11 protein-coding genes are annotated in these 12585 nt (G+C 66.0%); 6 read left to right on the top strand and 5 right to left on the bottom strand.

The window, feature by feature from the left end:
* The first annotated feature begins 71 nt into the window (after positions 1-71).
* Positions 72-1421 carry a lipase family protein gene (locus tag AWC14_RS03765; protein WP_081968185.1) on the top strand — a complete coding sequence of 450 codons (1350 nt, stop codon included), beginning with the start codon at positions 72-74 and terminating at the stop codon, positions 1419-1421.
* 4 nt (positions 1422-1425) lie between these two features.
* On the opposite strand, the gene AWC14_RS03760 is transcribed toward AWC14_RS03765, so the two are convergent.
* Positions 1426-2175, bottom strand: coding sequence for a L,D-transpeptidase (locus tag AWC14_RS03760; RefSeq protein WP_045380505.1), 750 nt, complete (start codon positions 2173-2175; stop codon positions 1426-1428).
* A 161-nt stretch (positions 2176-2336) separates the two neighbouring features.
* On the opposite strand from AWC14_RS03760, the gene AWC14_RS03755 reads away from it, so the two are divergent.
* Positions 2337-2978, top strand: coding sequence for a cysteine hydrolase family protein (locus AWC14_RS03755; RefSeq protein WP_045380466.1), 642 nt, complete (start codon positions 2337-2339; stop codon positions 2976-2978).
* Between the two features lie 93 nt (positions 2979-3071).
* On the opposite strand, the gene AWC14_RS03750 is transcribed toward AWC14_RS03755, so the two are convergent.
* Together AWC14_RS03750 and AWC14_RS03745 are read right to left on the bottom strand one after the other, a co-directional pair.
* Entirely contained in the window at positions 3072-5207 is a 2136-nt protein-coding gene (locus AWC14_RS03750; protein ID WP_045380468.1) for an elongation factor G-like protein EF-G2, read from the bottom strand.
* A gap of 83 nt (positions 5208-5290) precedes the next feature.
* Positions 5291-5698: a TIGR03668 family PPOX class F420-dependent oxidoreductase gene (locus AWC14_RS03745; RefSeq protein WP_045380508.1), complete on the bottom strand. Its 408-nt coding sequence runs from the start codon at positions 5696-5698 to the stop codon at positions 5291-5293.
* Positions 5699-5828: 130 nt separating this feature from the next.
* On the opposite strand from AWC14_RS03745, the gene AWC14_RS03740 reads away from it, so the two are divergent.
* The 3 genes from AWC14_RS03740 (at position 5829) to AWC14_RS03730 (ending at position 10075) form a co-directional block, all read left to right on the top strand.
* Positions 5829-6896 (top strand): S1C family serine protease, encoded by a 1068-nt coding sequence (locus AWC14_RS03740; protein WP_045380511.1) that lies wholly within the window; start codon positions 5829-5831, stop codon positions 6894-6896.
* A 96-nt stretch (positions 6897-6992) separates the two neighbouring features.
* Complete coding sequence (treS, locus tag AWC14_RS03735) at positions 6993-8762, top strand: maltose alpha-D-glucosyltransferase (RefSeq protein ID WP_193393792.1); 1770 nt, start codon at positions 6993-6995, stop codon at positions 8760-8762.
* Positions 8759-10075 carry a maltokinase N-terminal cap-like domain-containing protein gene (locus tag AWC14_RS03730; protein WP_045375581.1) on the top strand — a complete coding sequence of 439 codons (1317 nt, stop codon included), beginning with the start codon at positions 8759-8761 and terminating at the stop codon, positions 10073-10075. The genes treS and AWC14_RS03730 overlap by 4 nt, the downstream gene beginning before the upstream one ends.
* Positions 10076-10112: 37 nt before the next feature.
* Here the strand turns inward: AWC14_RS03730 and AWC14_RS03725 are convergent, their stop codons facing one another.
* Both AWC14_RS03725 and AWC14_RS03720 read right to left on the bottom strand, forming a co-directional pair.
* Positions 10113-10565, bottom strand: a complete 453-nt coding sequence (locus AWC14_RS03725) for a DUF1942 domain-containing protein (protein ID WP_045375425.1) — start codon at positions 10563-10565, stop codon at positions 10113-10115.
* Positions 10566-10630: 65 nt separating this feature from the next.
* The gene (locus AWC14_RS03720) at positions 10631-11629 is read right to left on the bottom strand and encodes an Lrp/AsnC family transcriptional regulator (RefSeq protein WP_045375427.1); all 999 of its coding nucleotides are present in this window, start codon (positions 11627-11629) and stop codon (positions 10631-10633) included.
* A gap of 122 nt (positions 11630-11751) precedes the next feature.
* On the opposite strand from AWC14_RS03720, the gene AWC14_RS03715 reads away from it, so the two are divergent.
* Positions 11752-12504: an SDR family oxidoreductase gene (locus AWC14_RS03715; protein WP_045375429.1), complete on the top strand. Its 753-nt coding sequence runs from the start codon at positions 11752-11754 to the stop codon at positions 12502-12504.
* The last annotated feature ends 81 nt before the right edge of the window (positions 12505-12585 follow it).

Raw genomic sequence — 12585 nt, 5'->3', positions numbered from 1 at the left:
AACCCAAGCGCCGACGTCGAGCCGAGAGCCAGATTTCCTGATTCGAATACGGAAATCTCTGAAAACGCGCAATGGCGATCTCGCCACCCGGTACTCTCCGGACCGTGCGCGCCGGACTATCGCTCACCGCCATTACCGCCGTTCTCCTCTTTTATTGTGCCGCACCATGTTTCGTTGAAGTGCCGGCACACGCCGACGTCGACTTCGAGCAGGAGGGCGACCAGAGCCAGTACGACGAGTTCTACACGCCGCCCGACCCGTTGCCGCCCGGCCTGCCCGGCGACCTGATCCGCACCGAACCGTCGCGACTGGTGCTGGAGCCGTCCGGGCAGCTGGGCGCGTTCGTGGCGACCGGCACCCGAATCATGTACCGCAGCACGGACGCCCGCGGTCGGCCCAACGCCGTCACCGGTACCTACTTCGAGCCGGACAACCCATGGCCGGGTGAGGGTCCGCGCCCGTTGATCGCGTATGCCCCCGGCACGCAGGGGCAGGGCGATCAGTGCGCCCCGTCGCGGATGTTCAACCAGGGCATCCACTGGTCGCCGTGGCTTGACATCATGTTCAACTACGAGGAGATGTTCGTCGCGACGATGGTGGCCCGCGGCTTCGCCGTCGTGGTGACCGACTACGAGGGTCTGGGCACGCCCGGGGTGCACACCTACGTCAGCCGGATCGCCGAGGGGCAGGCGCTGATTGACGCCGCGCGGGCGGCGATGCGGCTACCCGACACGTCGCTGGACTCGCACGGCCCGGTCGCATTTTGGGGCTATTCGCAAGGCGGTGGGGCGGCCGCCTCGGCTGCCGAGCTCGCGCCAACCTACGGCCCGGACCTGCATGTGGTCGGCACCTATGCCGGTGCGCCGCCGGCCGATTTGATGGAGTTGTTTCCCTACGCCGACGGTAGCGCGCTGGTCGGCGTGGTCGGGTATGCGCTCAACTCGGTCATTGCGACCTATCCCGAAGCCGAGGCGGCGATTCGCGAGAAGCTGACGCCGCGGGGCGTGGACCTGCTGGCCAAGACCCGCCACCAGTGCGTCGGGGAAACCCTGATGAAGTTCATGTTTCGCCATTTACAGCCCTACTTCACCGAGGACATCCACGAACTGGTGCACCGCGAACCGTTCCAGACGCTCTTCGACCTGCAGCGCATCGGGCGCTACAAACCCAATGCACCGGTGCTGATCAACAGCAACCGCTACGATCCGCTGGTGCCGTGGACGGCCGCCAACCAACTCGGCCGCGATTGGTGCGCGCAGGGCGCCGACGTGGAGTTCCGCACCAACGAGGAGCCGCCGTTCCTCAACAAGCTCGTCATCAACCACGCGTTGCCGATGCTGGTCGACGGTGAGCCGGCGATGCAGTGGATCGCAGGCCGGTTCAACGGTGTTGCGACCACGCCCAATTGCGGCCAGTTCTAAGCTGTTACGCCACCACTTCGATCGGGTCGCCGATATGCACGGTGTCGAAGTACCAGGCGGCGTTGTCGGGGCTCAGGTTGATGCAGCCGTGGCTGACGTTCGCGTATCCCTGCGAGTCCACCGACCACGGCGCCGAGTGCACGTAGACACCGCTCCAGGTGACCCGCACAGCGTACTGGCCCTGGATCAGGTAACCCTCGGGCGAGCTCAGCGGGATGCCGATGGTCCGGGAATCGAACGTGACGGTCCGTTCTTTCGACAGCGCGGTGAACGACCCAATCGGCGTGGGGCGACTGGGTTTACCCATCGACGCCGGCATTGTGCGCAGTACTTCGCCGTTGACGCTGACGGTGAATGTGTGCGCAGAGATGCTGGCGACGGCCAACACTTCATCGCCGGTCTCGAAGCCCGTCGACAGGCCGTGCACCTCGACGGCTACATGACTGTGAGAAGGCCAGTAGGTCTCGGGAATCCACTGCACGACGTGGTCGTCGTCCCAGCTGAATCGTCCCGCGGTGTGGGCCGGTGAGGTGATTTTGATGGACCGCTCGGCGGCCGCGCGCTCGGCCACCGGCCCGGCGAACGTGACGATGACCGGATGCGCCACTCCGACCACCTCGCCGTTGGCCGGCTGGATCGAGGCGACGGTCATGCGCGACGGTGCGACCGCCGCCACGCTGGGGCTGGCCGATCCCGCCAGTGCCAGCGCGGCAACCACTGCCGCCACCAGCACTTGTCGAATCGCTCTACGCATCGTGGCCATCCCTTCGAGATTCCGCTTCTTTAATACATACCCTAACTGTCGCTCAGCAAACGCTTTTGGTTACACAATCGGCGACATCCGACGAGGTGGTCAGCGGGCCGCGGAACTAGCCGGCAAGCTCAAGGCCGCCGCGTTGTGTTAAACCGGACCTGATGAGCAATCCGTACACCCGTCCACATCCGGGCTCGGCGGCGCTGGTGTTGATCGACGTGCAGCGCGACACCTATGCCGACGGCGCGCCACTGCATGTCGCCGGCACGGCCGCGGCGATCCCGGCCATGGCGCGGCTCGCGGCGGCGTTTCGGGAGCGCGGGCGGCCGATCGTGCACGCGGTGCGGCTGTACCGGCCGGACGGCTCCAACGTCGACCCGGTGCGCCGGTTCTCGATCGAACAGGGCGCTCGACTGCTGGCGCCCGGCAGCCGCGGATCCCAGATCGCACCGGAGTTGTTGCCGAATCCCGTTGAGCTGGACCACGAACTGCTTCTGAGCGGCAAGTTCCAAGAGATCGGACCGCGCGAGCATGTGATGTACAAGCCGCGCTGGGGCGTCTTCTACCAAACCAACCTGCAGCGGCATCTCGATGAAAGCGGCCGCGACACTATAGTTTTCGCTGGCTGCAACTTTCCCAACTGCCCGCGGACCTCGATCTACGAGGCATCCGAACGCGACTTCCGGATTGTGCTGGTGTCAGATGCGATGTCGGGTGTTTACGATCGGGGCATCGAGGAATGCCGCGGCATCGGCGTCGACGTTCGCGACCTGTCGTCCACCCTGGGTTGGCTGGATCACTAACGGCCGTCACGGCTTCGAGCGTAACGCCACGGCGGAAAATCGCCCGATTCCCCGCCCTGGCGTTACAGTCGGCGGGGCACGGCGCGCCGATGCTCAGCCGGCGGCCTTCACCCGCGCTGCCGCGGTTTCCGGCATGGGTTCGTAGCGGACGAACGAGCGGGTGAACGAGGCGGCGCCGTGCGACAGCGACCGCAAGTCGATCGCATAACGGGTCAATTCTACTTGCGGCACTTCAGCTTTCACCAGCGTGCGCTCGTTGCCCGCGGTGTCGGTGCCCAGCACCCGGCCTCGGCGCCCGGACAGGTCGCCCATCACCGCGCCCACCAGATCGTCGGGCACCAGCACCGAGATCTCGTCGATCGGCTCGAGCAGAATCACCTTGGTGGCCGCCGCCGCTTCCTTCAACGCCAGCGCCCCGGCCATCTGGAACGCGAAGTCCGACGAGTCGACGCTGTGCGCCTTGCCGTCGAGCAGCGTGACGCGGATGTCGACCACCGGATAGCCCGCCGCCACACCCTTTTCCATCTGCGCGCGCACGCCCTTTTCGACGCTCGGAATGAACTGGCGCGGCACCGCGCCGCCGACCACCTTGTCGAGGAACTCGAAGCCCGACGCCTCCGGCAGCGGTTCGACTTCGATGTCGCAGACGGCGTACTGGCCGTGCCCGCCGGACTGTTTGACGTGCCGGCCGTGGCCTTTGGCCTTGCCCGCGAACGTTTCTCGCAGCGGTACCCGAAGCTCCACGGTGTCCACGGTGACGCCGTAGCGGTTGGCCAGCGCGTCCAGCACGACGCCGGCGTGCGCCTCGCCCATGCACCACAGCACGACCTGGTGGGTCTCCGGATTCTGCTCGATCCGCAGCGTCGGGTCCTCGGCGGCCAACCGGCCCAGCCCGACCGACAGCTTGTCCTCGTCGGTCTTCGCATGGGCCTGGATGGCGACCGGTAACAGCGACTCGGGCATGGTCCACGGTTTGAGCACCAGCGGTTCGGACTTGTCCGAAAGCGTGTCGCCGGTTTCGGCCCGGCTGAGCCGCCCGATCGCGCACATGTCGCCCGCCAGTACGACGGGCGCGGGCCGCTGCTGCTTGCCCAGGGGGAACGACAGTGCGCCGATACGCTCGTCCTCGTCGTGGTCGGCGTGGCTGTTCGACTCACCGAAAAACGACGCAAAATGGCCCGACACATGCACCGTCGTGTCGGGCCTGATGGTCCCGGAGAACACCCGGACCAAACTCACCCTGCCGACATACGGGTCCGAGGTCGTCTTCACCACCTCGGCGAGCAGCGGCCCGTCGGGGTCGCAGGTCAGCTTGGCGTGCGAGGCACCCTGCGGCGTAAAGACCTCCGGCAGTGGATGTTCCAGCGGAGACGGGAAGCCGCGGGTGGCGATCTCCAGCAACTCCAGGGTGCCCACGCAGGTCGCGCTGCAGACCGGGATCACCGGGAAGAACGATCCCCGCGCGACCGCCTTCTCCAGATCCTCGATCAGCACCGACTCGTCGATCGCCTCGCCGCCGAGGTAGCGATCCATCAGCGACTCGTCCTCGGACTCCTCGATGATCCCTTCGATCAGCGAGCCGCGGAGTTCGTCGATCTGGTCGGCGTACGACGCGTCCGGGGGGTGCGTGGTGCGCTTGCTCCCGTCGTATTCGTAGTGGGTTTGCGACAGCAGCCCGATCAGGCCGTTGCCTGCCGGCAGGTACAGCGGTAACACCTTGTCGCCGAAGGCTTCTTGGGCCGCCGACAGCGCGCTTTGGTAGTTGGCGCGGGCGTGGTCGAGTTTGGTGATCACCACCGCGCGGGGCATGCCGACCTGGCTGCATTCCTGCCACAGCGACTTGGTGGGCTCGTCGACGCCCTCGTTGGCGGCGATCACGAACAGCGCGCAGTCCGCGGCCCGCAGCCCGGCGCGCAGTTCGCCGACGAAATCGGCGTATCCCGGGGTGTCGATCAGGTTGATCTTGATGCCGTCGTGTGCCAGCGACGCCAGCGCGAGCCCGACCGAGCGCTGCTGGCGGATCTCGGCGTCGTCGTAGTCGCAGACCGTGTTGCCGTCGGCGACGGTGCCGGCCCGCGACAACACGCCGGAGGCCACCAGCAGCGCCTCGACGAGCGTGGTCTTGCCGCCGCCGGACGGGCCGACCAGCACCACGTTGCGGATCGCGCCGGGACTGTCCGCGGTGGGAGCGGCTCCTGCGCCTTGGGATGTATTCGCCTTGTCTGCCATGACGTGTTTCTCCTCGTACCCACTACTAGGTCACCTTTCCCCTTCGCACCCATGCAGCACAAGGCCTTCGGAAGCAGGGAAAGTCAGGCATGCCAGCTGCTCCAGCGCTGCACCGCGACGGCGATCACCGGGCCGTCCAGCGGAACCGCTTGGTACTGGCGGTATTTGGCGCGCAGCAAGTCGTAGCCGGCCTGCTGCGTGTTGCCTTCGCGGTGGATCAGCGCGATGCCGTCGGCGCGGACCCACCACAACTGTGCCCAGTCGTCGGCGTAGTGGTCGACCAGCACGCTGACCCGGGGATTGTGCTCGATGTTGGCCAGCCGGCGCAGCCGCTGGGTGGACTTGGGCTTGGCGTCCACAGCGGTGTAGACGACGTCGTCGCGAAGCACGAACACCACCGGCACCAGGTGCGGCGTGCCGTCGGGCGTGACGGTCGCCAACCGCGCCACCGGCGCCGCAGCGAAGCTGGTCTTCGGGTCGAAGTCGACCACGGAGCCCACCGTATTACTCTGGGCGGCTCAGTTTGCCAAGACGGCGCCGCGGTTACTCCGTAGCGCGTGTCGACACCGTATGCTGCGAAAAACCGTGCAGTACGGCTTGACCCTTGCAGGAGGTGACGGGATGAGCGGATCACACCGCCGAACATCGCAGTGGTGGTCGTGGTTACTCAGTGTGGCGTCGGTGATGGCAGTGGTCTTGGCCGCAACTCCCGCGTATGCGTCGCCGTCGGCTCCGCCCGTACCCGCAGCGCCCCACCCGCCGACCGACCCGCTCGCCACGGTGTCACAGGTGGGGCCGCAGATCGTCGACATCGACACCAAGATGGGCTACCAGAGCGCGGTCGGAGCGGGCACCGGCATCGTGATTGACCCCAACGGTGTGGTGCTCACCAACAACCACGTTATTGCCGGGGCGACCGACATCACCGCCCGCGACATCGGCAACAACCAGACCTACCCCGTCGAGGTGATCGGCTACGACCGCACCCACGACGTCGCGGTGCTACAACTGGGCGGCGCGTCCGGCTTGCCGGTGGCCAACATCGGCGACTCCTCGGCAGTGGCGGTCGGCGACCCGATCGTTTCGCTGGGCAACGCCGGCGGTGCCGGCGGAACGCCCAGCGCGGTGTCCGGCAAGGTCGTCGCACTGAACCAGACCGTGTCGGCGTCGGACTCGCTGACCGGAAGCTCGGAGACCCTCGACGGGCTGATCCAGGTCGACGCCCCCATCCGGCCGGGCGACTCCGGCGGCCCCACGGTCAACGCCGGCAACCAGGTGATCGGGATGAACACCGCCGCGTCCGAAAACTACAAGCTGGGCCGCGGCGAGGGCTTCGCGATCCCGATCAACCAGGCCATGGCCATCGCCGGGCAGATCCGCTCGGGTGCGGCGTCGCCGACGGTGCACATCGGCCCGACGGGCTTCCTCGGTGTCGGGGTCTCCGATTCGCAAAACGGTCAGGGCGCCGCGGTGGTGCGGGTGTTGCGCGACGCCCCGGCTGCCCAGGCGGGAGTCATGCCCGGCGACCGGATCGTCTCGGTGGACAACAACCCGGTCAACTCGGCCACCGCGCTGACGAATATCCTGGATCAGCACCACCCCGGCGACACCATCGCGCTGGGGCTGCAAACTGGTGGGGGCGCTCCGCGCACCGCCAACGTGACGTTGGCGCCCGGGCCGCCCGGCTGACATTCGTGCGGATATCGACTGGCCGGTATCGCTCAAAGATGGCGTGCCGCAGACGATTCCGTGTGTCCGGTGTGGGGTACGCGAAGAACTGTGGATTTGACTAACGAGGCCGACAACAGCGTCGAACACGATCCGGCTGAGGGCAGCCGCGTCGAGGCCGGGGTCGTCGAGCACCCCAGTGCCGACGACTTCGCCGACGCCGCGGTCCTGCCCGCCGACCCGACCTGGTACAAGCACGCGGTCTTCTACGAGGTGCTGGTTCGGGCGTTCTACGACTCCAACGCCGACGGATTCGGTGACCTGCGCGGGCTGATGGAGCGCCTCGACTACCTGCAATGGCTGGGTATCGACTGCATCTGGCTGCCGCCGTTCTACGACTCGCCGCTGCGCGACGGCGGCTACGACATCCGCGACTTCTACAAAGTGCTGCCGGAGTTCGGCACCGTCGACGACTTCGTCGCGCTGGTGGACGCCGCACACCGGCGCGGCATCCGGATCATCACCGACCTGGTGATGAACCACACGTCGGATTCGCACCCGTGGTTTCAGGAATCTCGCCACGACCCCGACGGGCCGTACGGCGACTATTACGTGTGGAGCGACACCAGCGAGAAGTACGCCGACGCGCGGATCATCTTCGTCGACACCGAAGAGTCCAACTGGACCTACGACCCGGTCCGCCGCCAGTTCTACTGGCACCGGTTCTTCTCCCATCAGCCTGACCTGAACTACGACAACCCTGCCGTTCAGGAGGCGATGCTCGACGTCATGCGGTTTTGGCTCGATCTCGGCATCGACGGGTTCCGGCTGGACGCCGTGCCCTACCTGTTCGAGCGCGAGGGCACCAACTGCGAGAACCTGCCCGAAACGCACGCCTTCCTCAAGCGTGTCCGCAAAGTGGTCGACGACGAATTCCCGGGCCGGGTGCTGCTGGCCGAGGCCAACCAGTGGCCCAGCGACGTCGTCGAGTACTTCGGCGATCCCGACACCGGCGGCGACGAATGCCACATGGCGTTCCACTTCCCGCTGATGCCGCGCATCTTCATGGCCGTGCGCCGCGAGTCGCGGTTCCCGATCTCGGAGATCCTGGCCCAGACGCCGCCCATCCCGAAGATGGCGCAGTGGGGGATCTTCCTGCGCAACCACGACGAGCTGACGCTGGAGATGGTCACCGACGAAGAGCGTGACTACATGTACTCCGAATACGCCAAGGACCCGCGGATGAAGGCCAACGTGGGCATTCGCCGGCGGCTGGCCTCGCTGCTGGAGAAGGACCGCGACCAGATCGAGTTGTTCACCGCGTTGCTGTTGTCGCTGCCCGGTTCGCCGGTCCTGTACTACGGCGACGAGATCGGCATGGGCGACGTCATCTGGCTGGGCGACCGCGACGGGGTGCGCACCCCGATGCAGTGGACACCGGACCGCAATGCGGGCTTTTCGACCGCCAACCCCGGCCGGTTGTATCTGCCGCCTATCCAGGACCCGGTCTACGGCTACCAGTCCGTCAACGTGGAGGCGCAGCGCGACACGTCGGCGTCGCTGCTGAACTGGACCCGCACCATGTTGGCGGTGCGACGCCGTCACAATGCGTTTGCGGTCGGCACATTCGAAGAAATGGGCGGATCGAACCCGTCGGTGCTGGCTTACGTGCGCCAGGCCGACGACGACGTGGTGCTTTGCGTTAACAATTTGTCGCGGTTCCCGCAGCCCATCGAATTGAATTTGCAGCACTGGAGCGGATATACGCCGGTTGAATTGACCGGCCACGTGGAATTCCCCGCCATAGGCCAGTTGCCTTATCTGCTGACCCTGCCAGGAAACGGGTTTTACTGGTTCCAGCTGCGCGAGTCTGAGGAGTCGCAATGAATTTGCCGTGGTCAGAATGGCTTCCGCAGCAACGCTGGTACGCCGGGCGCAACCGTGAACTGTCCGCCGCCGAAGCCGGCCTGGTGATCCCGCTGGGTGACGATCTCGACCTGACGCTGGTCGACGTCAGCTACGCCGACGGTTCGGCGGAGCGCTATCAAGTGATCGTCAGCTGGGACGTCACCCCGGTTGTCGAATACAGCAGCGTCGCCACCATCGGCGCCGACAACGACCGCACCGCGTACGACGCGCTCTACGACCCGGCCGCCGCCAAGGCCCTGCTGTCGTTGATCGACGCGTCGGCGGCCCGTGGCCAGGTGGCCTTCGCCAAGGAACCGGACGCCACGCTGCCGCTGGAAGCGCACCCCCGAATGTCGGATGCCGAACAGAGCAACACCAGCGTGATCTTCGACCGCGACGCGATCCTCAAGGTGTTCCGGCGGGTCATCCCCGGCACCAACCCCGACGTCGAGCTGAACCGCGTGCTGGCCCGTGCCGGCAATCCGCACGTGGCCCGGCTGCTCGGCAGCTACGAATTGACCGACGACCAGGGCGCGTCCTGGTCGCTTGGCATGGCGACCGAGTATGCCGCCAACGCGGCCGAGGGCTGGGCGATGGCCACCGCCAGCGTGCGTGACTTGTTCGCCGAGGGCGACCTGTACGCCCACGAGGTGGGCGGCGACTTCGCCGGCGAAGCCCACCGGCTCGGCGAGGCCGTCGCCTCGGTGCACGCCACGCTGGCCGAAACGCTGGGCACCGAACAGGGCACCTTCCCGGTCGACACCATGCTGGCCCGACTCGCGGCGACGGCGGCCACCGTGCCCGAACTCGGGAAGTACGTGACGACCATCGAAGAGCAGTTCGGGAAGCTGGCGCACGAGACCATCACCGTGCAGCGCATCCACGGCGACCTGCATCTGGGCCAGGTGCTGCGCACCCCGGAGACCTGGCTGCTGATCGACTTCGAGGGGGAGCCGGGCCAGCCGCTCGAGGAGCGTCGCGCGCCGGATTCTCCGCTGCGCGACGTGGCCGGCGTGCTGCGCTCCTTCGAATACGCCGCCTACGGGCAGCTGGTGGACCAGGCCGACGACAAGCAGCTGGCCGCGCGCGCCCGCGAGTGGGTCGAACGCAACCAAACGGCGTTCTGCGACGGTTATGCGGCCGCGTCCGGTGTCGACCCGCGCGAGTCCGCGGCGGTGCTGGCCGCCTACGAACTGGACAAGGCGGTCTACGAGACTGGCTACGAGTCGCGGCACCGGCCCGGCTGGCTGCCGATACCGCTGCGGTCGATCGCCCGCTTGACGGCCGCCTGATCGCGCGTCGCGCTCGGGGCGACGACGCCCGTCTCAGTCAGCTTTTCCAGACGACCTTGTCGACGCCGGCAGCATCCCGGTACACGACGCTGTCGGGCGCTGTGCCGCCTTTGACGTCGAAGTACAGCCGCCCGCTCGATTGGCTACCTGTCGCGATGGGCTGGTTGGGAAGCCCGTCCACCTCGTTACCCTTCATGACCGCGTAGGTCGAGCTGTTGACCGCACGCGCGTTGAAGTCGGCGATGTTCGGCGTCGGGGAGCCACTCACGGCTTGGGCGGTGACGTCGGAGTACCAGATACCGTCGTTGTGTCCGCTGGGTTGCAGGTTGCTGACGGTGTAGTTGATGGCCCCGCCCGGGCTGGGAATTTCTGCCGATTGACCAAACGATACGACTTGCGGATCTGCCAATGCCGGTGTCGCAGTTAGGATTCCAGCCGCTGCAATACCGACGGCAGCTGTCGCCGTCTTGATAGTGATGTTGGAGAACATGACGTCAAACTCCTTCCTCGCGGGGTTGTACCCAGCCTTGCGGATTTCAAACCTGCTCGACGCGCTCAGCTGCGGCGTGGAATGACCAGTCGCCCGCCGGCGACCAGTGACGCGGATTGCTTGAGTCGTTGCGCCCGGACGCTGATGTCGTAGGCCCGGATATCGTCGATGGCCGCGAGGTTTTCAGTCAGATAACGGTAGAGATCGTCGGCGTCGCGGCAAATCACCACAGCCAGCAAGTTATTGCGGCCACTAACGGCAGCGGCGAAAGCAACCTCGTCGTGGGCTGCGATCTGCTCGCCCACACGCCGGAGGTGCAGCGGCGTAACCGTGAGCCATAACATCGCATTGAGGTGAAAGCCGAGCCGCTCGCCCAGCACTTCGACGTCATAGACCAACGCGCCCGAGGTTTCCAGGGCCGCTACACGCCGAGCTACCCGTGCCATCGACCATCCGGTCCGTTCGGCCAAGTGTGCCTGCGTGGCACGGCCGTCTTCGGCGAGCGCATCGAGGAGTGGACGGTCTTGCGTCGTAGGCGTGATGAGCTGCCCCGACGCTACCTGGCTGATCGGTTCGCCAAGGATCTGATTGGCTTGCTCGTTGCTCAGTTTGTGGCCGTAGCCGGCCCATTGCGCGCTCGCCGGTTCGCCGAAAACGTGCAGCACAAGATCGACGCTGACATCGAGCACCGATGTGGTTCGCGGGAGTTGTTGCAGCAGTGGACTTTCGCGACTTTCGCCAACCGGCGCGCGGATGACACAGACCAACTCGGTCCAGCCCGACAGGATATTGGCATGGGTGACATCTGAACGCCGCGCCAGCGCGTCGCCCAGTTGGGAGATGCGGTCGGGTTTGGCGCGGATTCGGGCTATCCACTGTGCTTCCCCGTGGACCCGGGGATTGACCAGCCCGACGACCCGCACCACGCCATCCCGACGCAACCGCTGGTAGCGGCGGGCGACGGTTTGCTCGGATGCACCGACAACAGTGGCGATACGCCGAAACGACACTCGTGGCGACAGCTCCAACGCATGGAGGATTTGTGCGTCAAGAGCATCTGTCATGAGGAAAGTATGCGGTTTAAGCCAGACGGGCAAGGGTTTATCAACGTTTCCATCGTGTAGGTAGGCATTACGGAGCGGTGGCTGCAACTCTGGGCCGCGTGCGTCGAACGAAAGGCAATGCCATGCAGTGGGCGGGCAACACCATCCTGGTAACCGGCGGCGGCACTGGAATCGGGCGCGGCTTGGCCGAATCATTACAGCGGCTGGGCAATCACGTCGTTATTGCCGGCCGGCGCCGAGAGCCGTTGCGGGCCGTCGCCGACGCCAACCCCGGCATGGGCTACCTGACTTTGGATCAGGGCTATCCAGGCGACGTCCGTCGATTCGCCGGCGAACTGATCGACCGCTACCCCGGACTGAACGTTGTGATCAACAACGCTGCCATCATGCGCGTCGAGGATGTCGCCGCCGGTGATCTCGATGCGGCGGAGGAGGTCGTGGCGATCAATCTGCTGGGACCCATCCGGCTGACCGCGGCGTTGCTGCCTTCGCTACTGGCCCAGCCGCATGCGGCGATCATCAACGTCACGTCCGCACTGGCGTTCGTGCCCAAAGCGATAACTCCCACATACAGCGCGACCAAGGCGGCGATGCACTCCTTCACCGAATCTCTGCGGTTCCAGCTGCGGGACACCGGGGTTCAGGTGATCGAAATCATCCCGCCACGGGTCAAGACCGAGATCCAGGAAGCGCTCGAGTACGACTCCAACACGATGCCGCTGGATGCCTTTGTTGCGGAGACGATGGCGCAATTGCGAACTCAGCAGCAGGCCAGCGAGATCGTGATAGAGCGGGCCAAACCGTTTTGGCGTGCCACACACGACGCCACCTACAGCGAGCTTTTCCACGCTGTCAACCACGCGCCCTCAGCGTGAAAACGAAAGGACTCTCAATGAAGATGTCAAGCCGCCGACTTGGTGATCGGGGGTGATTCGGGTTGCCAGGTGCGGTTGTCA

The organism is Mycobacterium kyorinense (genome assembly GCF_002101735.1).
Taxonomy (GTDB): Bacteria; Actinomycetota; Actinomycetes; order Mycobacteriales; family Mycobacteriaceae; genus Mycobacterium; species Mycobacterium kyorinense.
The sequence above is the reverse complement of the archived record's forward strand: the minus strand, read 5'-3'. Positions and strand labels throughout refer to the sequence as shown.

Bases quoted from the DNA above. Each gene is read 5' to 3' on its own strand.
- AWC14_RS03740 (WP_045380511.1), top strand. From the start codon at position 5,829: ATGAGCGGATCACACCGCCGAACATCGCAGTGGTGGTCGTGGTTACTC.
- AWC14_RS03730 (WP_045375581.1), top strand. From the start codon at position 8,759: ATGAATTTGCCGTGGTCAGAATGGCTTCCGCAGCAACGCTGGTACGCC.
- AWC14_RS03715 (WP_045375429.1), top strand. From the start codon at position 11,752: ATGCAGTGGGCGGGCAACACCATCCTGGTAACCGGCGGCGGCACTGGA.
- AWC14_RS03760 (WP_045380505.1), bottom strand. From the start codon at position 2,175: ATGCGTAGAGCGATTCGACAAGTGCTGGTGGCGGCAGTGGTTGCCGCG.
- AWC14_RS03765 (WP_081968185.1), top strand. From the start codon at position 72: ATGGCGATCTCGCCACCCGGTACTCTCCGGACCGTGCGCGCCGGACTA.
- AWC14_RS03750 (WP_045380468.1), bottom strand. From the start codon at position 5,207: ATGGCAGACAAGGCGAATACATCCCAAGGCGCAGGAGCCGCTCCCACC.
- AWC14_RS03720 (WP_045375427.1), bottom strand. From the start codon at position 11,629: ATGACAGATGCTCTTGACGCACAAATCCTCCATGCGTTGGAGCTGTCG.
- AWC14_RS03725 (WP_045375425.1), bottom strand. From the start codon at position 10,565: ATGTTCTCCAACATCACTATCAAGACGGCGACAGCTGCCGTCGGTATT.
- AWC14_RS03755 (WP_045380466.1), top strand. From the start codon at position 2,337: ATGAGCAATCCGTACACCCGTCCACATCCGGGCTCGGCGGCGCTGGTG.